The sequence below is a fragment of the Bifidobacterium sp. CP2 genome, assembly GCF_018555635.1.
GTDB lineage: Bacteria > Actinomycetota > Actinomycetes > Actinomycetales > Bifidobacteriaceae > Bifidobacterium > Bifidobacterium saguinibicoloris.
On record NZ_JAFEJX010000004.1, the window covers coordinates 91,399 to 113,662 of the forward strand.

Sequence of the window (22,264 nt, forward strand, 5' to 3'; positions counted from 1 at the left end):
TTGACACCCGTTTTGGTGACATTTGAGGCGCTCATCGTATCCGGATCAAGAGTTGGTCCTTGGAGAGCATGTAAATCATCCCCTGCTTGAACCGCCTGCTGGATGACAGAATCTCCTTCAACTCATCGTCGGTAAGGGCTTTGTTATCCGTGTTGTCGAAGATTACGCGCGTGGCGTTCCGTTTCCGGCTGGTGTCCTTGAGATGGGCGTTGATGGTGTTCTTGCTGCCGGTGTCAAGCAGCGTTTTGATCTCGATTCCGTTCTCCCAGTCGGCCAGCCCACGGGTCTGTTCGATTCCTTTCTCCTCGTCGAAGTATGTTTCCGTGTCCACGACGAAATGGGGAGGGATGCCGAGCCGACGCAGCCGCTCAGCTGTATCGAGCTCCTGCGCGTGTTCCTTGCGGATCTGTTGTTCAAGGGCTTCGGTCTCGAAAGTGATTTCTGGTTCGGTGCCGTCGAACAGCCATTGATGGTCTCGCCAGTCCATTTCGGCGGCGACCTGCCGTTCCACCCAGTCTTCGAACTTGATGGGCTCGTCCTTCTCGTTTTTCGGGACGAACGTGTCGACGTAGGTGGTCTGGTAGCGGTCCTCGGTCAGCCGGCTTTCTATGGTCTTGCGGCAGGTCAGGTACCGTTGGTACATGTCCTGGTGGTTGTAGCCCTCGATTTTGGGTTCCTCGCCGTCCCAGCTGACCGCGATCTCGCAGTCGCAGTCGTTGTGCCACTGGGTGTCCGCTCCGGCGTTTTCGGCGGACAGGTACACGTAGCCGCGCGATGCGAGCATGATGCAGAACCCGCATGATGGTCCTTGGGGCACGCGGGCGTAGCGGGCGCCGCGGGGATCGTCGCGCACGGCCCTGCCGATGGTCTCGCGGCCTCCTGCCATCACCCACCTGTCGAGGTTGGCCCGCAACCCCCGCAGGAGCGCGTCGGTGTCGGGCGGGCTGCCGTCCTCACCCTTCCAGAGGTGGCGGGCGAGACGGCGGATGGTCTTGCGCATGGGGACTTCGTCCACGTCGTATCCGACGCTGGCCGTGTAGTCCTCTTCCTTGAACCATTTGCGGCGCATCTCGTCATACCATTCGGCCGCCGCCTTCGAATCGACGTTGCCGAATGTGCGGGCGATGGCGGGCACGAGCTCGAGCAGCGCGTTCCGCTGGTCGGCGGGGCCGCCGGGCATGGCGAGGATGGTCTCGAACGTCCTCGACAACTCACGCTGCGCCGCGGCGGCCGCCGCCCGCTGCCCTTGGCTGAGCCTGTCCACCTGGCTGCGGTCGGGCGTCGGGCTGTTGTCCTCCATCGCCGCCTCCAGTCGTGGTGTTCAGTTCCATCAGCCGGTCGAGCACGTTGCCGGCTTTCTGGGCGTTGATGGCGCTCAGTATCTGGGCGACGTCCGCCCGGTTGAAGCCCGCGTAGCGCCACCCGGCCTCGGTCTGCGCGAACGCCGGTTGCGCGCCCGCCATCTTGCTGAACGCGTCCGCCCGGCTCGTGGTGCTGATCTCCTGCGTCGGGGCCCACACGGGCCGTGCCTTGCGCAGGTCGTCGGGAGGCGAATCGAGATTCTCCCTGAGGCAGACGCCGATCGCCATGAGGTCGCGCAGTGCGCGTCCGAACTGCTTGTTTTGCCGGTCCGCCTCGCGTGTGAGCTTGCGTTCCGCGGCGGCCATCGCCTCCGCGGAGCCGGGGTTGTCCATCGTGATGCCGAGGTCGTTGACCGGGAGGTTCGTTTCGGAGGCGACCAGCAGGGCGATGGTCTTCAGCATGTCGGAATGGGGTTGCATCGACGCCTGCGTGATCTGCTGCAACGTGGGGACGTCGTCATCCTCGTCTTTGCTGATCGCGTTGATCGAGGAGATGAGACTGCTCCACGTGTCGGCGCTGAACGCGTCCCGGTCGGCGCCGAGGAACCAGAGCTTCGGGACCGAGTAGAATTCGGCGGACGCCTCCATGCGCACCATCGTGCGGAACCCCATGTCGGTCAATGCCATGAGCGAACGGCTGATGCGGGAGCGTCCGAACGGCCTGTTGAGCTGCGGGTCGTAGACGAACGGGACCACGGCCACGCCCTGATAGGCGGAATCGACGCGGTCCGCGCGCCACGGGAGGATGTCGCCGCGGCACACGTACACGTGGCCGGGAAGCCACACGTTGAAGCCGGTGATGCGCCCGTATTCGTCATCCGACGTGATGGTCAGCGCGGCCCTGATGCATCGGTGCTCCTGGTCCCACAGGGCGGCGCTCCAGTCCGCGCTGCGCGGCTGGAACACCACGCGCCGCGGGTCCGACGGGTCGGTGCTCGCGGTCATGAACGCGCACGAATGCGTGTAGCAGGACGTGATGGTCTGGGGCACCACCACGTCCAAGCCGTTCGCGTCGCACATGTCGTTGAGCCCATACACGTCATCGGCGCCGTCGAACACGAACCCCTCGAAGACGCTCAGGTCGGCGAGGGCGCGCACCGCCTTCGCGGGCCACCCGATCATCGCCTCCACCTTGGTGCGGATCGACTGGGGGATGCTGATGCCGAAGTCCTTCAGCTGTTCGTGGGCGAGCGCGTATTGGCTGCGGATGAGGTTGCGCGGGTATTTCGCGCGCCATACCTCGAGCAGTTCGCGCACGGTGGGCATGTCGGCGTCGTCCACGCCCGCGATGGTGGAGGGGAAGGCGCTGGACACGTCGAGATAGGGGCTGTTGCCTCCCTTCGCGGCGATGGCCGGCACGCCCGGCAGCAGGATCCCGTCCGGGGCGACGGTCGTGGATGTCGTGCTCATACCATCACCTTCTGTTTCCTACCAGGTCTTCGTTTGCTGGTGTATGCGCCGTGCAGGGCGAGCGTGGCGGCCTGCAACGGGCTGATGTCGGTGTCCGCGCCCTTCTTGTTCCATGCCATCGCGCCGTTCGGGCCCAGGGGGCGGAGGGTGGCGTTCAGGGCGGCCGTGTTCAACTGGGGCTGCCGGTCGGCGGACAGGTGTTGGAGGGTTCCGGCGTGGATCATGTCGAGCGTCCTTCCGGTGGCGGCGCCAAGGTCGCGCGTCTGCGTGACCGTGACGCGGATGTGCCGTTTCTCGAGGTCGGGGACGAGGCTCATGGCCGGCGACTGCGCGTCCACCACGACCGCGCAGGTCTTCGCCCAGCGTCCGGCGAGCCAGTCGACCGCCCATGCGACGCCCTCGCGCCGCGCGTCACGGTATTCCTGCAGGTTCACGAACGCGGTATCGTCCCCGTGCCTGACGGCGGCGGCGACGGCCAGGGCCGACCGGTCGGGCGGCATGTCCAGCCCGTAGGCGACGCGCCCCTCCAAATCGGGGACGTCGACGGCGCCGGCGGCCCACTGCTTCGGGTCGATGGCGCTCAGGGTGGTGTCCTCGTCCCAGATGCCCAACGCCTCGCGGCGGAAGTTGTCCACGCCGCCCAATGACTGGCGCATGCGCTGGATGGCCTTCGCGCTGGTGCGCTTCGGATACGAGGGGTTCGCCTTCGCCCACTGGGCGTGGTCGTCGGGGTCGGCGTCGCGGTCGGCGCTGAACTCCACGTACAGCATGCCGTCCCTCTTGGCGAGCCCGTCGGCGCGCTTCTGGGCGAATTGTTCGGACGGGTCGCCCGGCTGCGGGGGAGTGCCCATCATCACCAGCAGCGGGTTCGGCGACACGTTCATGACGGGCACCATGTCGTTCAACGCCTTCACCGTCAGGATCTGCGCCTCGTCGAAGATCTCCATGTCGACCGCGTCGAAGCCACGGCCGAAGCCCTGCTCGCGCGCACCGAACATGATGCGGCTGCCGTTGCGGAACGCGATCTCCTGCTGGCCGTTCACGCGACGGATATGATTCACGTACCGGGCCATCCGCTTGTCGCGCGCGAACCCGCACATCGTCTGGAACGTCTCGCGCGCAGGTGAACCGCGCCTACGTCGCCGACCGGCTGCTCGACAAGCTCGCCGAATCCGAGAAGAAGGGCACCCCGAAGCAGCCGAGCCGTGAATGCGCCAAGGCCGGCATCCGCTTGCCCGCCGCGACCATCCGCATATGGATCCACCAGAAACGCCTCACGCCCGACCAACACGGCCATGTCACGCTCAACGGCATCGTGCCGTTGCTGCGTCGAAGAGCCGGCTGAAACGACGAGACGGCCCCGTTCTCCACGATGGGAGAGCGGGGCCGTGGCGTTTTTCGCGTGTCGGTCAGTCGCCGACCTCGGCGCTGATCTTGCCGGCGATGTACCGGTATTCCTGCGTGAGGCCGCCGAAGCCCCATGAGTCGGGTCGTACGTCCTGCACCACGACGTAGCTGGCCTCGGACACTTCGCCGAGGATGTCCTTCATGACGTCGAACGTGCACTGGACGAACAGGGCCTTGTCGTTCTTCGTGTTGGTGCCCTCGGTGATCTTGATCTCCACGTAGAACGTGGCCTCATGCCATTGTTCGGCGGACTCGCCGCCGACGAACCAGTGGGCGGGGTTTGCGAAGTCCACGTCCACGGACACCACGTCGCGCTGCTTGCCGAGCGTGCCTACAGCCAAATCGGTGAGCAGCTGCGCGACCCGTGCGGCCGTCTGCGATGATTCGTCGCCCGCGATGCGGGCCCTGATGTACGGCATGACCGTCTCCTTCGGTAGGGGATATCGTTCCCCGTGGATTATACGGAGCAGGTCGCGACGGTACCCCTCGACAAAAACCGCGTGAAGAAACCGTGGAGTAGACTTCGCGTCGGATAAAGCCGGTCTCGCGGCCATGGAGCGACACGCCGTCGATATGAGGCGTGTCGGGGTAGGGGTGTGTCCCGAATTGTGTCCGTAGTTGTGTCCAAAAGGGAAGGAACACGGCGTGTCGCAAGATACAAAAAAGCCCGGAATCGTTGAAATTCCGGGCTTTCTGGTCGGACCAGCGGGATTTGAACCCGCGACCCCTTGACCCCCAGTCAAGTGCGCTACCAAACTGCGCTATGGTCCGATGATCGCTGCGCCCCAACGCGCAACAGTGGAATAATCTACCAGATGTATCGGGAAACGCAAATCGGCGTGTTTCGCATCTTGCCCATGCTCCGGATAGTGTGTCACATGCTTCTGCACAGGTCGTCGTCCATCGGGTTTTCGTCTGCCGCCAACCGCGACATTGGCGGCAGACATGGAGCGGCATCCCTGCGTACCGGCATCGTCAAAGAACGACGGAGACCAGCAGGCATACCAACGTAATCGCCGGGAGCAGGAACTGTTTGATCGCGGCGCCGCGTTTGTCCGGACTTCCGGTGAACAGCACCAAAGCAGCAAGCGCCATGGATGCCGTTCCCGCGGCCATCAGCGTCGCGCCGACTGCATGTTGTCCGGCGAAGACGAGCATGGCACCGCCCAATGCCATGAGCCCGAGGAACAGGTTGTAGAAGCCTTGGTTGTAGGCCATCTCCTTTGTGGCTTGGGCTTCCTGGGGCGATTGGATGGAGAAGGTCTTCATCGTGTTCGGGTCGGTCCAACGGAACGATTCCAGAATGAATATCAGGACATGAAGCAATCCCGCCAGAATCGCGAACACACATGATGCCGTAAGCATTCGTATCTTCCCTTCGATGCGCGGATGGACACTGTACGGTTGAGAGACTACCACCGGTGTCGGTTCCGGCGTCCATGCCGGTCTTCCGCGGATCGGGGAGTCCGCGCCTTAAATGGCTGCATCAGTCGGCGAGACGTACGAGTTCGCTGGCTACCATGCAGACGGTGTCGTCGGTCAGGATGCCGTCGACGGACCGCCGGTCGAACAGTTCATCCACCCATGCCCGATAGGCGGCATATCCTTCCTCGTCCGGCAGCGGACTGTGCGAGTGCGAGTCCATGTACGCACGCCATGTGTCACGTGTGTAGCGGATGGGATTAAGGAACGAGCGCACCGTGGGTTGGCGGAAGAATGCCGCTTTCGTGTCTTCGAAATGACGGATGCTTCCCGTGATGACGTCACCATGGCCGTCGCGTCGGTCGGCCCGCATCGCCGAGTCGAAGGAGGTGACGTTGTACAGCGAGACCAGCAGGTATCGTCCGTCGCGTGCGATGCGACGACATTCGGCGGCGAAGGTTTCGGGATCGAACCAGTGAAGCGCTTGCGCGACAACGACCACGTCCACGCTTCCGTCCAGCAGACCGGTGACGTCCGCCGTGCCGGCGACGACCGTCACGTCGGCGAGGCCGCGTGTGCGGGCGGTCAGTTCATGCCGCATGTCGGCATCCGGTTCGACGGCGTATACGGGCACGCCGAGTCCGGCCAGTGCGATGGTGAGTTTGCCCGTGCCGGCACCGATGTCCGCGATGGAAGGGACGTCGGCCTCCGGTTCGATCGTATGGCGGATCAGTTCCCCGACGTATCGGATTGCTTCGGCGGGATACCCCGGCCTGCCTTCCGCGTATGCCTGCGCCTTTCCTTGGAATCTCGTATGCCCCATGGCCCCCAGCATAGGCATCCCGGCTGTCGTTCCCGCAATGAAACAGTCGAGAGATGCCAAAACTGGAGCAACAATGCTCGACATGTTGTCGATTTGATTCAACGATACAGAATGAACACCATGTTGAGCATCGCTGGCGTACGGCTTCGCGGAGGCGCCAAGCGTTCGAGACATCGGAATCGGCGTTCTTCGTGAGGACGCATCGGCGGCCGGTGAACATCGATGCCTGAACGAGTCGTGTGGAGTCAGTGGGCGGCATCGACGGGCCATTCACCAACTTTTCACCCTGCATGTACCTCGGTTGCGGGGTGTCCGTGGAATATCCGTTAGACTTGGCACCAGTCCGCAACGCAGGAACGCCGCCGCAACGGCCCGTCCCGAATGTAAGGAGCAGTATGTCCGACGTGTTCGACCAGTCCGCCGCGAAGATGCGAGACCATGGCATGAGCGAGGTGGCCATCAGCCAGTTCAGGCGTCTGTATGACGTGTGGCGCAACGAGGAGGCCTCCAGCTGGATCCGCGAATCCGATGTGGAGCCGCTTACCGGAGTCCCGAGCTTCCATGATGTCTACAAGACCATCGACCACGACAAGGCCGTGAACGCGTTCGCCAAGACCGCGTTCCTCAAGCTCAACGGCGGTCTCGGCACGTCCATGGGCCTCGACTGCGCAAAGTCGCTGCTCCCGGTGCGACGTCACAAGGCGAAGCAGATGCGCTTCATCGATATCATTCTCGGCCAGGTCATCACCGCGCGCACACGGCTCGGCGTGGACCTGCCGCTGACATTGATGAACTCCTTCCGCACCTCGAAGGACACCATGAAGGTGCTCGCCCACAACCGGAAGTTCCATCAGGAGACCATTCCCACCGAGATCATCCAACACGTGGAGCCGAAGATCAACCTCGCCACGGGAGCTCCGGTCTCCTTCCCGGAGAACCCCGATCTGGAATGGTGCCCGCCCGGACACGGCGACCTGTTCTCCACCATCTGGGAATCCGGTCTGCTGGACAAGCTAGAGGAGAACGGTTTCGAATACCTGTTCATCTCCAACTCGGACAACCTCGGCGCACGCCCCTCGCGCACGCTGGCGCAGCATTTCGAGAACACAGGCGCCCCGTTCATGGTGGAGGTCGCCACGCGTACGTACGCCGACCGCAAAGGCGGCCACATCGTGCGCGACGCGAAGAGCGGCCGTCTCATCCTGCGTGAGATGAGCCAGGTGCATCCCGACGACAAGGCCGATGCCCAGAACATCGACAAGCACCCGTATTTCAACACGAACTCCATCTGGGTGCGAGTCGACGCGTTGAAGGCGAAGCTCGCCGAGTATGACGGCGTGCTTCCGTTGCCTGTGATCCGCAACCACAAGACCGTGGACCCCACCGATCCGAAGTCCACGCCGGTGCTGCAGCTGGAGACCGCGATGGGCGCGGCGATCGCCCTGTTCGAAGGGGCCATCTGCGTGCAGGTGGACCGCATGCGGTTCCTGCCGGTCAAGACCACCGACGACCTGTTCATCATGCGGTCGGATCGCTTCCATCTGACGGATACCTATGAGATGGAGGACGGCAACTACATCTTCCCGAACGTGGACCTTGACCCCCGGTACTACAAGAACATCCATGATTTCGACGAACGCTTCCCCTACAGCGTCCCCTCGCTCGCGGCCGCCAATTCCGTGACCATCAACGGCGACTGGACATTCGGACGCGACGTCGTCATGTTCTCCGACGCGAAGCTCGAGGACGAGGGCGAACCGCGATATGTGCCGAACGGGGAATACGTGGGACCGCAGGGCGTCGAACCCGATAATTGGATCTGACACGCCACTCGGACGTTCATTTTTCGCAAAATGACGCCCGTTGCGGAAAAAACACCGTAATATAGATGGAGGCATGCGCTTCAGGGCGCACGTGTAACACACCTTAACGATACGTGAGGACTAATGGCAGAAGGTAGCACCGGAAGGCGGCGGTTTTCGGACAAGTGGGGCAAGCATGAGCTCGATGTGCTGGCCGTGCTGTCATCCGCGTTCCCGCAGTGGCTCACCTCCCGTCAGATCGCACAACGGGTGAAGGCATACGCCGACTCCTACGGGGAATTGGCCGATCAGGCCGCCAAGGCCGCGTTCGCCAAGCAGTTCCAACGCGACCGTGCCAAGCTGGCCGCGATGGGTATCGCCATCGAATCGCGCCAACCCGAATACTCGTCCAAGTCCGAGGGACAGGACTTCGCCTCCTACCGTCTGCAGCTCGGCGACGAACCTCGCGTGCGTCTGCGTTTCGAGCCGGAGGACATGTCCGTCCTGGCCGCCGCGAACTATCTCGCCCGTTCCATGTCCATGTCGAGCGAACGTGAACAGAACGACGCGAACAGTCACGCCTCGCGTACGGCGCCCCGCGTACCCCAGACGCCCATCCCGGGCTTGGGGTTGGATTCCATCGCCCCCGGTCTGGGAACACAGACCATTCCGGACGCCTTGGTGAAGGTCATCGATTCCCGCCGGTTCGCCGCCACCATCGACGTGGATGGCGAACACATCAATGTGGCCTACACGGATTCCGATGATTTGGCCATGTACGTGCTGGAACATCCTGGTGCCTCCATCGTCAGTCCGCAGGAAGCCGCCGATGCGTTCCACCGGCGTCTTGTCGCCGCGGAGAACATCGCCTTGGCCGATAAGACGACCATCGAACAGGCGTCGGCGTTGACGGCCGGGCAGACGGTCGGGGACGCTCCCGACCCGGATGAGACCGAATCAGGTAAGCAGCACGGCAAGAAGTCGTCGTTCCAGACCGGCAGCGAAGTGGACCGTCGCCTGCGCCTCATGCTCTTCCTGTCCGCCCACCTCGGCGAGGAGTTCTCCCTCGAGGAGCTCGCCGTGCGCTTCATCGGCAAGACCCGCACCCCCGAGGAGCTGAAGAAGGCGGTGAACGTGATCCACAAGGACATCAACACGCTCACCACCGTGTCCGACGACGGCGAGATGGCGGGAAGCCAGTTCTTCGACATCGACTGGTCCCTGCTCGACGCAGAGGGCATCGTCTCGGCCACCAATTCGCTCGGACTGGAACGCCTCGCCGGCATTTCGCCCCAGTATCTGAGCATGCTCACCGCGTCGGTGAGCTATCTGGCCCATTCGCCGCTGCTGCCCGACGCCCAGCGGGAGCGTGCGGAAAACCTGTACCATCGTCTGCACCAGCACGTCAAGCCGGGCCAGACCCCATGGCTGAGCCTCACCGGGTACGAGCTCGAACCGCATAACTTCGGCATCGTCAAAAGGGCCATCACGTCCAACTCCCTGCTTGACATGACCTATACGGACGGTGCCGGCAACAACCGTCGTCGTCTCGTCGCCCCTGTGAAGATCTACGTGGACGAAGGCGTGTACTACGTGGCCGTCTGGACCGACGTGGCGGCGGCCGCGCCCGAGGACAAGCAGGACATCGTCCTGAAGAACCCGGCCATCAACAAAGCCAACGGCAAACCGCGTACCTGGCAGGTGCTTCGTATCGCGCGCATCGAACAGGCGAAGCTCGTCGAACCCACCACCAGCCTCGACATCCCGGACATGCCGCTGAGCGAACTGCGCAAATGGAGCTTCGACAACGGCACCGCCGCGATGTTCATCACCGACGCCAAGGGCACCTCCTTCGTTGAGAACCTGCCCGGCGCCAGCGTGGAACCTTGCGGTCAGGGGGAGAAGATCAATCTCATCGTCTCCTCCGACTCCTGGTTCGTTGCCTTCTGCATCGCTCATGCGCGGCACATCAAGGCCGTGGCACCGGAGACGCTACGCACCATGATCGTCGCGCGCGCGCAACGCGAGCTCAGCGTCGTGGGACGGAACGAGGACTGACCCGCGGTCGTCCGGCGCTACGGACGAGCCGACGGGATGCAATGGGAAAGGGGAGAGAACCTCATGCCTTGGTGGATCTGGCTATTGTTGACCCTGTTCATGATCGCCATGATCGTTCTCGGACTGGTCTATGCGTTCAGGCGTGCCGTCGCCGCGCTGCATACGGTGTCGGAGACGGGGAGCGCCATCGGCGAACGGTTCGCGGCCATGTCCGACATCGACGAAACGGAGGATGAGGCCGAAGCTCCCATCTTCACGCTGCCGCTGCGTGAAGCCGCGGCGCGATACGAACGTGCGCACACCGCCGTCATCGAACGCCGACAGGCCAAACGCGAGCGGCATGTGCGCGCATGGAAGCGTTGGAGGAACGCGTTATAACAGGCATGACACGTCGACACGACACCACGAACCAACAGACCACATCACCCGCGGCACGCTACGCGGCGTTCAGACAACGACAACGACAGGACGCCGGCGCGGCGGCACGGTTCGCGCGCACGCTGCCCTTCGACCTGGACGAATTCCAGATCAAGGCCAACAGGGCCCTCGAGGACGGCAAGAACGTGCTCGTCGCCGCCCCGACCGGCGCCGGCAAGACCGTCGTGGCCGATTTCGCCGTCTATCTGGCGCAGGAACGCAACGTCAAGGCGTTCTACACCACCCCCATCAAAGCGCTCAGCAATCAGAAATACCATGATCTGGTCGACCTGTACGGTCCCGACAAGGTAGGCCTGCTCACCGGCGACACCTCCATCAACTCGGAGGCAGACATCGTCGTGATGACCACCGAGGTGCTGCGCAACATGCTCTACGAGCGTTCCACCACGCTCGACGCGCTGCACTACGTGATTCTCGACGAGGTCCACTACCTCGCGGACCGGTTCCGCGGCCCCGTATGGGAGGAGGTGATCATCCACCTGCCGAGGCGTGTGCACATCGTGGCCCTGTCCGCCACCGTATCCAACGTGGAGGATTTCAGCCAGTGGATCTCCTCCGTACGCGGGGAGACCGAGCTCGTCGTGTCCGAACGGCGTCCGGTCCCGCTGGAACAGCACGTCATCGTCCAGAAGGACGAACGCACCGAACCCGAAATCATCGACCTGTACAGACGTGACGGCGACGGCGCCCAGACCACCAAACTCAACCCCCAGCTCGCCGACCGTCTGGATCAGTTCGACCGTCTCGCCGCACGGCGTCGGGGCGCGGACAAGCCACACGGCGGCGGACGCGGCCGTGAACGTGGGGGCAAGGGACGCGCCGCACGGAACGACCAGAACCGGAAGCCGGAACGGTACACGCCGCGTCGCTGGGCCGTCGTGGACGAACTCAACTACCTCGACATGCTTCCCGGCATCTACTTCATCTTCTCGCGCAACGGCTGCGACCAGGCAGTCGAGCAATGCATCAACGCAGGCCTCGAACTCACCACCGAACAGGAGGTGAAGCGCATCCGGCACATCGTCGACGAGATGGTCGAAGGACAGATGTCCTCCGAGGACCTCAAGGCGCTGGGATTCGCCCGGTTCCGCTTCGCGCTCGAGAAAGGGTTCGCCTCGCATCACGCCGGCATGATCGCCTTGTTCCGCCAAATCGTCGAACGGTTGTTCGAAGAGGGGCTCGTGAAGATGGTGTTCGCCACCGAGACCCTCGCACTCGGCATCAACATGCCGGCCCGATGCGTGGTGGTCGAAAAGCTGGAGAAATACGATGGCACCGGTCATGTGGCGTTGACGCCGGGGGAGTTCACCCAGCTGACCGGACGTGCGGGCCGCCGCGGCATCGACACCATAGGACACGCCATCGTGGTGGACCACCATGGGTTCGTGCCCGCCACCGCCGCGGCGTTGTCCAGCAAACGCGTCTATCCGCTGCACTCCAGCTTCAGGGCCACGTTCAATATGGCGGTGAACCTGCTCAACGCCAGCGACTACGAGACGTCACGCGTCACGCTCGACCATTCCTTCGCGCAATGGGAGGCCAACGCCTCCGCATGGCAGTTGGAATCCCGCATGGATACCCTGCGTCAGGCCATCGAAGGATATGAGAAGGCGTTCGCCTGCGATCATGGCGACTTCCGCGATTTCATGAGCCTGCGCATGCGTCTGAGTGATCTGGAGAAGACCGAACGCAACCGGCTCAAGCATACGGTCTTCCGTTCCGACCAGGAACGATCCGACGCGTTCCGCGACCTCGATCGGCGCATCGGCGAACTCCGCGCCAAGGACCGCGAGCATCCCTGCCGCGAATGCCCCGACCTGCAGCAGCATCTCAAATGGGGGCATCGGTGGGTCCGCGAAATGCGTGAACTGGGACGCGTGCAGGACCGATACGACTCCCGCACCGGATCCGTGGCCCGCCAGTTCGACCGCATCTGCGACGTGCTGGACACTCTCGGATACCTGGAACGTTCGGGAGAGAAGGACTACACGCTCACCGCGCACGGCCAGCTGCTACGACGTCTCTATAGCGAACAGGACGTCGTCCTCGCGCAGGCGATTCTCACCGGCGCGCTGGACCTGCTGCCCCCGGCAGGTCTGGCCGCGGTGCTGTCCGGACTGGTCTACGAGGCGCGGCGCGGCGGCGGGGGAGAACCACGCTACTATCCCGGCACCGTCCATGGCCCCATCGCCGTGGCAGCCGGCGAGCTCAAGGCGATCAGGGCGCAGGTCAACGCACTGTGCGAAGACCATGGGCTTGATTCCCTACCCGACGTGGACTTCGGCATCCTCGACATCATGTACGAGTGGGCCGACGGCGACGATTTGGCAAGCGTACTGCATGGCACCGAGCTGACCGGCGGCGACTTCGTGCGCAACGCCAAGCGGCTCGCGGACATGCTGCAGCAGATCTCCGTGGCGGGGGAGTATCTCGGAAAGAACGGCGAATCGCTCGCCCGTCGGGCCAAACAAGCCGTCGAGATGGTCAACCGAGGCGTCGTCGCATACTCGGGTGTCGACTGACACACCATAGACGTATGTCAAGGACGTCGACGGCGGCACTTCGGACGCGGTGACGGGAATACGCCGCACGTCCGCGCTGTTTCGTAATGTTGAGTGGTCTTACAAGGAGGAACACGAATCATGGCAGAACGCAGTCTTCGAGGCATGAGCATCGGTGCGAAGTCGCTGGAATCCGATTCGAACGTCGACTTCGCCGCACGCGAGGAAGTCGCCTATGTCTGCCCGAACGGCCATCGCACCATCCTGCCGTTCGCGGAAGGTGCCGAGATCCCGGACGAGTGGGAGTGCCGTTGCGGTTCCACCGCCCATCGCGAAGGCGAGGACGCCTCGGCGAACGAAATCGCCAAGCCGACCCGCACCCACTGGGACATGCTGCTGGAACGCCGCAGCGAAGAAGAGCTCAAGGAGCTGCTCGACAAGCGTCTCAAGATGCATCGCGAAGGCTGGATTCCGGACTACGAATGACGGTCCGACGTGCCGTCCCTTCGGAAACATCCGATGGACGTACGGGTGAACGACACCTGAACTACATGCCCGGTCACTGCAACCGGGCATAATGTTTTCCGCAAACACAACGTAGCCCACAAACGACGGTCGCCGAACCGTCGCGAACAACAAGGGGAGAGCGAAACACATGGCCGAACATCCCAAGAAGGTGGTCCTGCTCGATCTGGACGGCACCCTCACCGATTCCGCACCCGGCATCATCCTCAGCGTGACGGAGACGTTCAAACACCTGGGCATGCCCGTGCCCGACGACGAGGAGCTCCACCGGTTCGTCGGCCCCGCCATCATCACCTCGCTCAAGCGCAACCACGTTCCCGCCGACCGCCTCGACGAGGCCGTCGACATCTACCGCGACTACTACGCCAACCGGAACGTGTTCGACGATCCGAACCATCCCGGCGAGAAAGTCGCCGGACGCTACGTCAACAGCGTGTTCGCCGGCATCGCCGAACAACTCGACGGGCTGCGCGCCGACGGATACTATCTGGCCGTGGCCACCTGCAAGCCCGAATACCAGGCCAAGCCGATCTGCAAACGGTTCGGCGTCACACCCATGGTGTCCGGCATCTACGGCGCGAGCAAGGATAATTCCCGTCTCGACAAGGACCAGGTGATTCGATACTGCTTCGAGCACATCGGCTTCGACGCCACGGCCGGAGACAAGGCGCTCATGGTCGGTGACCGTTGGACGGACGCCGACGGCGCGAAGGCCTGTGGACTCGATTGCCTCGGATGCGGCTGGGGCTACGCCGAACCCGGCGAACTCGAAGAGCACGGATGCTACCGCATCATCGAGCAGGTGTCCGAGCTCCGTGACGCGGTGAACGAGTACTTCCAGCGCTGACCGCGTCGACGGACAGCGGGTTGCGTCCATATGTTCAGTATGGACGCAACTTTCTCCGCGTTTGACCGATAAGGTACGTTATGTCAGATTAGTGGGAGTCGCTCAGCATCCTCCCTGCCTGCCGCGTCTCTCGATGCATACGCCATACATAATGCGCTATGCATACTCCCCATGCACGATGTACGTAACGCATCATTCCGCATTGCCGCGCGCGGCGCGCAACTCCTCGCTCTTCCACGCGCGGAACGCCTGCCAGTATAGACACAGCCATTGCAGGACGAGCATGACAAGCAGGAAGACGGCCGACGGCCATCCGTACCGATCGTAGAAATCGATCATGTCGGACGAGTACGCCCGAGCGTCCGCCCTGAAGGCGGCGACCAGAATATACGGCATCGCGCCAACGACCAACGACGTCACATGCGCGAACACGACAGGCCAGCTCACCCGTCGAACCTCACCGGTGTAGGGTCGGCCCAGCCGTCCACGAACCACGCACAGTCCGACGATGTTCAGCGACAGAACCACCGCGACGCACCACAACGCCGCAGGCATCAAATCGAACATAACGTAATCGTACCTTTCCTTACGAAACCACGCCTTACGAAACCGCGCCTACCGGATCGGCGTCCCCTTCCGGCGCGGACTCCCCAAAAGGGCCGATGCTCAGCCACGCCCTTCGGCCCGTCGCGCCTGCTGCACACGCAGCTTCCTGCGGAGCCGCTCCGCGGTCAGGTCGTCGATGGGCCGACCGGCGGACGCCTGCGCGGGGTGGAGCCTGAGGTCGACATAGTCCTCCCCCTCCAGCGTATCGTGGACTTGATGCCACAACGACCCCACGGAAATGGCGAACACGGCCTTGCCTGTCCGCAGCAGTTCGACCATTTCGTCGCTGGTGACGCATTCGTGGACGTGCTGGCCGTCACACATGATGGTCACGTTCTCCAGCCGTCGCGTGGAACGCCGGCTGAGAAAACCGATGGCGGCCGTGACGTTCTGCAGGTTCACGCCGGCGTCCAGCAATCGTTTCGACACGGCCAGGATGAGCACATCCTTGAACGAATACAATCGGCGGGAACCGGAACCATGCGATGGCGTGATCGAAGGCTCGAGAATCTGCTTGCGGGCCCAGTAATCCAACTGACGGTAGGTGATGCCGGCCACCTTCGAGGCGACCGTTCCACGATATCCCCTGCAGGTCTCATCCTCGTCGTCGACGGCGAACAACTCCCCCTGTACCGCGGATTCCGAGGTGCTCGGCTGGTCATCCGCCCACAGCGACAGATTCGGACGCATGCGTCCGTCATCAACGCCTACCATCATCCCCTCCTGTCCGCCTCCGTCCGTCATCCGCCGCATCCACCATGGCCTTGGATGCGCATACCGGCATGGATATGCGCAGGCCCGCGTACGGATTCGGGACCAAGCTTTGACGCCTCGTCATGTCCATACGCGGGCCTTCCTCCATCGGTCCCGTCGATTCAGGCGATCACGGCCGACTTGGTGAAGAACACGAGTCGGAATTTGCCGATCATGATCTCATCACCGTTCTTCAACGTTGCCTGGTCCACACGCTGACGGTTCACGTAGGTGCCGTTGAGCGACCCTGCGTCGACGACGGTGAACACTCCCCCGTTCCTGCGGAAGACGGCGTGGGAGCGGGATACGGTGGAGTCGTCGAGCAGGATGTCGGCGCGCGGGTCTCGTCCCACGGTCACCTCGTCCTCGTCGAGCAGATACCGGGAGCCGCTCACAGCCCCTCTGGTGGAGATGAGCAACGCCGTGCCTTCCGAAAGGCGCGCGATGGTGTCGAGGTCCTCCGTGGTCAGCGGACGGTCTCCGGTGGCGGTTACGGGAATGGTGATGGCGGGCAGGCCGATGATGGTCGTTTCGCCCGCGCTTGGAATCGGTTCAGTCATAACTCCTCATTCTACCGTCTATTCGACGGTCTTCGCGTATTGGTATGTGGTCGAGCCTCGTACGGCTTTGATGACGACGTCGTCGGACTGGGTGACGGTCACGCGTGAGCCATACATGACCTTCAGCCTGGAGCCGATGCCGCCTGCGATGTTCACCGCGTTCTGCAGGTCGTCGGGCTTGCCGATGGCGCGCACGACGTATGGGGTGTCGAGCGTGACGCCGTCGCACACCAGAGCGCCGTCCTGCTCGACGATGGACGTGGAGGTGACGACACGCACGTTGCCGATGGAGATCACTTCGGCGCCGGCGTTGCGCAGCTCCTCGATGAGGGTGAACAGGGTGGCCGCATCGATGTCCTGCTTGCTGCCTTTGGTGATGGTGATGACCACGCCCTGTCCTTGGGCCGGCAGACGTCCGGAGATGATGCCGCTGGTCTGCTCGTTCTGCTTGGCGATCTTCTCCGCTTGTTCGCGCTTGTCCGCTGCCGCTTTGAGGCTGGTCAGCTGGCTGGACAGCTCGTTCTTGCGCTGTTCGAGGTTCTGTGCCTGTGTGCTGGTCTCGTTGATGAGGCGGACGAGTTCGTCCTCGCTCATCGTCTCGTAGGTCGACTGCGTGTTGTTGATCTGCGTCATGTAGCCGAAGCCAAGCAGCGCACACATGGCCGCGACGAGGACGGAGGACATCAGCCGCGCGCGTAGACCGTTGCCGTTGAGATCCCGCTTGCCTTCCCTGCGTTTGGACACCTTGGGGAACGACCCCGTCTCCATGCGGTCGTTGCGTTCGTCCGTTTCGGCGCGTTCCCTCATGCGCTGGACGGTGTTGCCGCCCGTCGCCTGGTCATGCCTGCCGTGCTGCCTTCGTTCCATGGGTCAGCCTCGGAAGATGAATCGGCGGATGGCCGACACGTTCGAGAAGATGCGGATGCCGAGCACGACGATGACCGCGGTCTGCAGCTGGGACCCCACGCCGAGCTGGTTGCCGAGCAGGACGAGCAACGTGGCGGTGACCACGTTGGCGAAGAAGGAGATGATGAAGACGCGATCCGAGAACCGCCGCTCGAAATAGGCACGCGCCGCGCCGAGCAATGCGTCGAGCGCCGCCACCACCATGATCGGCAGATACGGCTGCACCCAGATGGGGATATCAGGTTGGACGAATATGCCGACCACCACACCGATGATCAGACCCAGCACTGCCGCCATCTATTCCGCCTTCCTCGCATAGTTGAGATCGCCGATCACGGCCGCCTCCAGTGTAAGCTCCTTCGATTGTCTGACCTGTAATGTGATGCCCGCGTCTTTGTAGGCATCGTAAAGACTGCCGAGCCGTCGTTCCCCGACGGACGCCGCAAGTCTCGCCCTGTTGCCGATCGCTTCGATTCTGTAGGGGCTTTCCGTTGCATCCAGACCGATGAGGATGGTGCCTCCCGCGGTGCGGATCGAGGTCTGCACGCCGAGACGGTGTCCGTTCACCGCTATGGCTTCGGCCCCGGCCTGCCACAGCAGGGAGACGAGCTGCTGAAGGTCGAGGTCGGTGACGACGCGCATGTGGTCTCCGGCGGTCTCGCGCGGCAGGGAGCCGGTGGATCCGTCATTGGCGGCGGCCAGAGGATTGGCGACGGTGAGGACGATTCCCACCCCCTTCACCGCGACCTGGCCGCTGGCCATTTCGTCGTTGAGCACGGTCTCGCTTGATTCGGTGACGTCGAGACGTTTCGATTGGCGTTCGATGCTTCCGCGCAGCTTGCTCACCTGATCGGTGAGCGTGGATACGTTGGCCTGCGATGTCTCGAGTTCCGAAGCCAGGCTCTCACGGACCTGACGTCTCGGATCGGTATGCAGCTGCTGGACGAACAGGCAGCCGAGGAAGCCGACGCCTATGCACACGACGAAGCAGATGATGCGGGTCAGCCATCTGGACAACGAGGACTGCCGATGCGTGCCGAGGTTCGCATCAAGATATATGGGATCCATCGGACGGTTCGTCAGATCGTCGATGAGCCGAAGCGAATCATCCTGCCTGATGCGGGTGCGACGCTCACGCTCGCTCGTCATGGAGGAGGAATCCGGACTCCCGGCGTGTTGGGACAACAGCCCGCGGTATGACCGGGAGAACGCGGCCCTGCGCCGGCGGGAGGCGGTCCCGCCTACGCTTGACGGATATGACGCCGGCGACGGCTCGAATGGACTCATCGCCGGTCCTTGATGGGATGGAACTCCTGCCGCAGCACGGTGATGCCCTGGCGGAAGTAGATGTATCCCGCAAGCCAATACATGGCCACGCCCCATATGCTGGCTGCGACGGCGGCGAGATGCAGCAAGTGGAACAGTGAGCCGTCCCCCAGATCGGCGACGGTCAGTCCCACGATGGCCATCAGCAGCAGGGCTGTACCCGTTTTGCCGATGAAATGCACCGGCAGCGGCCCGTAACCGTATTGCGCCAGCCATAGCACCTGCACGGCCATTACGAGGTCACGCAGCCCGACCACGATCAGCATCCACCAGGGGATGATGCCTGCGACGCCGAGAGCGAGAATCGAGCAGAAGATGAGCAGCCGATCGGCCAGAGGGTCGAGAATCTGGCCGATCTTGCTGACCTGGTTGAGTTTTCTGGCGAGGATGCCGTCCACTCCGTCCGATGCAGAGGAGATGGCGAGCACGATGAGCGCGGGGACCATCCGGTGCTGAGCCATCAGCCATGCGATGAACGGTATGGAGATGATGCGCAGCAGACTGATGAGGTTGGGGACCGTCAGATAGATGTCCCTCGCCTCCGGACTGTACTTGGAGTTGCTATCGTGTGCGGTGGTCATGCTTCGGTTCAGTCTACATGCGGGAGGCCTGCAGCGCGGTGACGATAATGCCGCGTGCTCCCACCTCGTACAGTTTGTCCATGATCTGGTTGACCTGAGCCTTCGGCACCATGACGCGCACCGCGTTCCACTGCTTGTCATGCAGCGGCGAGATGGTGGGGCTTTCGAATCCGGGCGCCGCATCGACGGCGGCGGCCACCTTGGAGACAGGGATGTCATAGTCCATGAGCACATAGCGCTGCGCGGTGAGCACACCCTCGAGACGTCGGCTCAGCACGGTGAGCCGTTCGTCCTTCGGATCGAGCCTCGGGGAACGGATCAGGCACGCCTCGGAATGCATGATCGGATCGGCGAAGATGCGCAGGCCCGCATTGCGCAGCGTGGTGCCGGTGGACACCACGTCGGCGATGAGGTCGGCCACGCCGAGCTGCACCGAGGATTCGACCGCACCGTCCAGGTGGATGGTTTCGGCGTTGATGCCGTGGTCGGTCAGATAGTCGTGGACCAGCTTGTCGAACGAAGTGGCGACGCGCTTGCCGTCGATGTCCTCCAGCTTGCTGAAGGAGGATTCGTTCGGCGCGGCGAAGCGGAACGTCGAGGCTCCGAAGCCGAGCGGCATATGCTCGAGGGCCTCGGTGCCGGAGTTCTTCAGCAGATCCTCGCCGGTGATGCCGCAGTCGATGGTGCCGCGTCCGACGTATACGGCGATGTCCAGCGGGCGCAGATAGAACAGCTCGATGCCGTTGTCGGGGTCCTCCACGACAAGCTGGCGCGAGTTGGTGCGCAGACGGTACCCGGCCTCGGACAGCATGTTCCAGGCGGGCTCTGACAGCATGCCCTTGTTGGGCACGGCGATTCTCAGCATGGTTTTCCCCTTAGTTGTTTGCGAAGATCCGCATAATGATGGGTGGTGCGATGCGTGGACGCATGCCCGTGCATCGCACCACCCATCCCCTCACAGGTGCTTGTAGACGTCCTCGAGCGTGAGACCGTGCTTGATCATCATGACCTGCACGTGGTAGAGCAGCTGGCTCATCTCCTCGGCGGTGCGGTCCGCACCCTCGTATTCGGCGGCGATCCATGTCTCGGAAGCCTCCTCGACGATCTTCTTGCCGATGAAGTGGGTGCCCTTGTCGAGCTCCTCGACGGTCAGGGATCCTTCCGGACGGGACTTGGCCTTCTCGCTCAGTTCGGCGAACAGCGATTCAAACGTCTTCATGATTCTGCGGATGATGCTTTCTTTGGTTCGATGATGGTTGTCTGCCGTGGCGACGGGTCAGTCGCGATACGCCGCGGCGGCCTTCTCACGGATGGAATCGATGGCGGCCGCACGGTCGTCCGCGCCGTACACGGCGGAGCCGGCCACGAGCACGTCGGCTCCGGCCTCGGCCACGATGTGCGCGGTCTTCGGGCTCACGCCGCCGTCCACCTGGATCTTGGTGTCGAGGCCGCGACGGGTGATCTCGTCACGTAGACGGCGGACCTTGGACATCTGGTTGTCGAGGAACTTCTGGCCGCCGAAGCCGGGCTCCACGGTCATGATGAGAATCATGTCGAACTCGTCGAGGATGTCGAAGATCGGCTCGACCGGTTCGACGGGGCGCACGGCGAAGCAGGCCTTGCAGCCCATGTCGCGCAGCTGGCGGGCGAGACGGACCGGCGCGTGGGTGGCGCCCATGTGGAAGGACACGGAGGAGGCGCCGAGACGGGCGTACTCCGGGGCCCAACGGTCCGGGTCCTCGATCATGAGGTGCACGTCGACCGGCAGGTCGGTGACTTCGCAGATGCGCTTGACGATGGGCTCGCCGAGCGTCAGGTTCGGCACGAAGTGATGATCCATCACGTCGACGTGGACGAGGTCGGCGTTGGCGATGGCCTTGAGGTCGCGCTCGAGGTTGCAGAAGTCGGCGGACAGGATGCTGGGGGCGATTTCAATCTTCTTCATGGTTTCCTACCTTAATGGTGAATTGGGACTATGGGGAGGTCCGGGCGTCGCGGCGATGCGCCGTTCAGCCGTTGTTCCTCCGGCGTTCCTCTTCGAGATGCTGACGTTCGAGTTCGTCTGCTGTGACGGCGGAGAGCCGTTCGGCCAGGGACGCCGTATCCTGCCCGACGCGGTGGAGCGTCACGAACAGGATGCAACCTGCGATGAACACGAGGATGGCGGTCCACACGTTGGTGCGGACGCCCAGAATCACGCTGGAGTAGTTGATGCGGACGTTCTCAATCCAGCTGCGGCCCAGCCCGTACCACATCATGTACATGGCGAACTGCTGGCCGGCCTTGAGGCGGTCGGCGAGCTTGTGTCCGGCCCATACGATGAGCGCGGCGCCGATGAGGTTCCAGATCATCTCGTACAGGAACGTGGGGTGGAACAGCGTGCCGGTGGGGCATGCGGCACCTTGATAGCAGACCTCGGTGCTGCCGATGGCGTCCGAGGATCCGTTGAGCTTAAGCCCCCACGGAAGGGTGGTGGGCCAGCCGTACAACTCCTGGTTGAACCAGTTGCCGAGTCGTCCGATGGCCTGCGCTACGAGCAGACCCGGCGCCAGGCAGTCGGCGAGCAGCGCGAACGGATAACGGCGGTGGCGGCACCAGAGGAACGCGGCCAGCGCTCCCACGCCGATGCCGCCGAAGATGGCCATGCCGCCCTCCCAGACCTTGACGATGTCGGCGGGGTCGCCGTTCGGAGGGAAGTACATGTCCGGCGTGGTGAGCACATGGTACAGTCGGGCGCCGACCAGTCCGCACGGCACGGCGACGAGCGTGGTGTCGAGCACCTGGTCGAAGGTCCCTCCCACGCGCCTCCATCTGCGGGTGAGGATCCAGACGGCGAAGCAGACGCCGATGAGGATGCAGACCGCGTACATGCGGATGGTGACGGGGCCGATCTGGAATTTGGAGAACGATGGTGAGGGGATATATGCGAGATTCATAT

At 63.2% G+C, this 22,264-nt stretch carries 24 protein-coding genes and 1 tRNA gene; 7 read left to right on the top strand and 18 right to left on the bottom strand.

The window, feature by feature from the left end; genetic code table 11:
• Positions 1 to 31 precede the first annotated feature (31 nt).
• Genes JS531_RS04295 through JS531_RS04305 form a run of 3 tightly spaced genes read right to left on the bottom strand, consistent with a single transcriptional unit; the run spans position 32 to position 3,832 of the window.
• Positions 32 to 1,300: a hypothetical protein gene (locus JS531_RS04295; RefSeq protein WP_214313198.1), complete on the bottom strand. Its 1,269-nt coding sequence runs from the start codon at positions 1,298 to 1,300 to the stop codon at positions 32 to 34.
• Entirely contained in the window at positions 1,212 to 2,771 is a 1,560-nt protein-coding gene (locus JS531_RS04300) for a phage portal protein (RefSeq protein ID WP_214313200.1), read from the bottom strand. The genes JS531_RS04295 and JS531_RS04300 overlap by 89 nt, the downstream gene beginning before the upstream one ends.
• Positions 2,768 to 3,832 (bottom strand): terminase, encoded by a 1,065-nt coding sequence (locus JS531_RS04305; RefSeq protein WP_240542026.1) that lies wholly within the window; start codon positions 3,830 to 3,832, stop codon positions 2,768 to 2,770. The genes JS531_RS04300 and JS531_RS04305 overlap by 4 nt, the downstream gene beginning before the upstream one ends.
• A 62-nt stretch (positions 3,833 to 3,894) precedes the next feature.
• Between JS531_RS04305 and JS531_RS04310 the strand changes: the two genes are divergently transcribed.
• Positions 3,895 to 4,116, top strand: a complete 222-nt coding sequence (locus JS531_RS04310; protein WP_214313202.1) for a hypothetical protein — start codon at positions 3,895 to 3,897, stop codon at positions 4,114 to 4,116.
• A gap of 64 nt (positions 4,117 to 4,180) precedes the next feature.
• Here the strand turns inward: JS531_RS04310 and JS531_RS04315 are convergent, their stop codons facing one another.
• The 4 genes from JS531_RS04315 to JS531_RS04330 all read right to left on the bottom strand — a co-directional run bounded on the left by JS531_RS04315 (position 4,181) and on the right by JS531_RS04330 (position 6,597).
• Positions 4,181 to 4,597, bottom strand: a complete 417-nt coding sequence (locus tag JS531_RS04315) for a tautomerase family protein (RefSeq protein WP_214313204.1) — start codon at positions 4,595 to 4,597, stop codon at positions 4,181 to 4,183.
• A 275-nt stretch (positions 4,598 to 4,872) separates the two neighbouring features.
• Positions 4,873 to 4,949: transfer RNA gene (locus JS531_RS04320), tRNA-Pro, on the bottom strand.
• 204 nt (positions 4,950 to 5,153) lie between these two features.
• Positions 5,154 to 5,525 carry a DUF1304 domain-containing protein gene (locus JS531_RS04325; RefSeq protein ID WP_346427755.1) on the bottom strand — a complete coding sequence of 124 codons (372 nt, stop codon included), beginning with the start codon at positions 5,523 to 5,525 and terminating at the stop codon, positions 5,154 to 5,156.
• A gap of 139 nt (positions 5,526 to 5,664) precedes the next feature.
• Complete coding sequence (locus JS531_RS04330) at positions 5,665 to 6,597, bottom strand: class I SAM-dependent methyltransferase (RefSeq protein WP_214313214.1); 933 nt, start codon at positions 6,595 to 6,597, stop codon at positions 5,665 to 5,667.
• A gap of 221 nt (positions 6,598 to 6,818) precedes the next feature.
• On the opposite strand from JS531_RS04330, the gene JS531_RS04335 reads away from it, so the two are divergent.
• From JS531_RS04335 to JS531_RS04360, 6 genes are all read left to right on the top strand, one after another.
• Entirely contained in the window at positions 6,819 to 8,246 is a 1,428-nt protein-coding gene (locus JS531_RS04335) for a UTP--glucose-1-phosphate uridylyltransferase (protein ID WP_214313216.1), read from the top strand.
• Positions 8,247 to 8,369: 123 nt separating this feature from the next.
• The gene (locus JS531_RS04340; protein WP_214313225.1) at positions 8,370 to 10,283 is read left to right on the top strand and encodes a WYL domain-containing protein; all 1,914 of its coding nucleotides are present in this window, start codon (positions 8,370 to 8,372) and stop codon (positions 10,281 to 10,283) included.
• Between the two features lie 63 nt (positions 10,284 to 10,346).
• Positions 10,347 to 10,661, top strand: a complete 315-nt coding sequence (locus JS531_RS04345) for a hypothetical protein (protein ID WP_214313227.1) — start codon at positions 10,347 to 10,349, stop codon at positions 10,659 to 10,661.
• 5 nt (positions 10,662 to 10,666) lie between these two features.
• The gene (locus JS531_RS04350) at positions 10,667 to 13,243 is read left to right on the top strand and encodes a DEAD/DEAH box helicase (RefSeq protein WP_214313229.1); all 2,577 of its coding nucleotides are present in this window, start codon (positions 10,667 to 10,669) and stop codon (positions 13,241 to 13,243) included.
• A gap of 120 nt (positions 13,244 to 13,363) precedes the next feature.
• Positions 13,364 to 13,708: an RNA polymerase-binding protein RbpA gene (locus tag JS531_RS04355; protein WP_214313231.1), complete on the top strand. Its 345-nt coding sequence runs from the start codon at positions 13,364 to 13,366 to the stop codon at positions 13,706 to 13,708.
• Between the two features lie 169 nt (positions 13,709 to 13,877).
• Positions 13,878 to 14,594, top strand: a complete 717-nt coding sequence (locus JS531_RS04360; protein ID WP_214313238.1) for an HAD hydrolase-like protein — start codon at positions 13,878 to 13,880, stop codon at positions 14,592 to 14,594.
• A gap of 192 nt (positions 14,595 to 14,786) precedes the next feature.
• Here the strand turns inward: JS531_RS04360 and JS531_RS04365 are convergent, their stop codons facing one another.
• The 11 genes from JS531_RS04365 to lgt all read right to left on the bottom strand — a co-directional run bounded on the left by JS531_RS04365 (position 14,787) and on the right by lgt (position 22,262).
• The gene (locus tag JS531_RS04365) at positions 14,787 to 15,161 is read right to left on the bottom strand and encodes a hypothetical protein (protein WP_214313239.1); all 375 of its coding nucleotides are present in this window, start codon (positions 15,159 to 15,161) and stop codon (positions 14,787 to 14,789) included.
• Positions 15,162 to 15,260: 99 nt separating this feature from the next.
• A complete protein-coding gene (locus JS531_RS04370) occupies positions 15,261 to 15,890 on the bottom strand; it encodes a MerR family transcriptional regulator (protein WP_214313241.1) in 630 nt (209 codons plus the stop codon).
• Between the two features lie 185 nt (positions 15,891 to 16,075).
• Positions 16,076 to 16,513, bottom strand: coding sequence for an FHA domain-containing protein (locus JS531_RS04375; protein WP_214313243.1), 438 nt, complete (start codon positions 16,511 to 16,513; stop codon positions 16,076 to 16,078).
• Between the two features lie 18 nt (positions 16,514 to 16,531).
• Positions 16,532 to 17,380: a DUF881 domain-containing protein gene (locus JS531_RS04380; RefSeq protein WP_214313245.1), complete on the bottom strand. Its 849-nt coding sequence runs from the start codon at positions 17,378 to 17,380 to the stop codon at positions 16,532 to 16,534.
• 3 nt (positions 17,381 to 17,383) lie between these two features.
• Positions 17,384 to 17,716, bottom strand: coding sequence for a small basic family protein (locus JS531_RS04385; RefSeq protein WP_214313247.1), 333 nt, complete (start codon positions 17,714 to 17,716; stop codon positions 17,384 to 17,386).
• The gene (locus JS531_RS04390; protein WP_214313249.1) at positions 17,717 to 18,706 is read right to left on the bottom strand and encodes a DUF881 domain-containing protein; all 990 of its coding nucleotides are present in this window, start codon (positions 18,704 to 18,706) and stop codon (positions 17,717 to 17,719) included.
• Positions 18,703 to 19,326 carry a CDP-alcohol phosphatidyltransferase family protein gene (locus tag JS531_RS04395; protein ID WP_214313251.1) on the bottom strand — a complete coding sequence of 208 codons (624 nt, stop codon included), beginning with the start codon at positions 19,324 to 19,326 and terminating at the stop codon, positions 18,703 to 18,705. The genes JS531_RS04390 and JS531_RS04395 overlap by 4 nt, the downstream gene beginning before the upstream one ends.
• 13 nt (positions 19,327 to 19,339) lie before the next feature.
• Positions 19,340 to 20,191 (bottom strand): ATP phosphoribosyltransferase, encoded by an 852-nt coding sequence (gene hisG, locus JS531_RS04400; protein ID WP_214313253.1) that lies wholly within the window; start codon positions 20,189 to 20,191, stop codon positions 19,340 to 19,342.
• Between the two features lie 90 nt (positions 20,192 to 20,281).
• Positions 20,282 to 20,545 (bottom strand): phosphoribosyl-ATP diphosphatase, encoded by a 264-nt coding sequence (locus JS531_RS04405; RefSeq protein WP_214313255.1) that lies wholly within the window; start codon positions 20,543 to 20,545, stop codon positions 20,282 to 20,284.
• 57 nt (positions 20,546 to 20,602) lie between these two features.
• A complete protein-coding gene (gene rpe / locus JS531_RS04410; protein WP_214313257.1) occupies positions 20,603 to 21,271 on the bottom strand; it encodes a ribulose-phosphate 3-epimerase in 669 nt (222 codons plus the stop codon).
• 64 nt (positions 21,272 to 21,335) lie between these two features.
• On the bottom strand, positions 21,336 to 22,262 hold the full coding sequence (gene lgt, locus JS531_RS04415) for a prolipoprotein diacylglyceryl transferase (protein ID WP_214313259.1): 927 nt from the start codon (positions 22,260 to 22,262) through the stop codon (positions 21,336 to 21,338).
• Between the last annotated feature and the right edge of the window lie 2 nt (positions 22,263 to 22,264).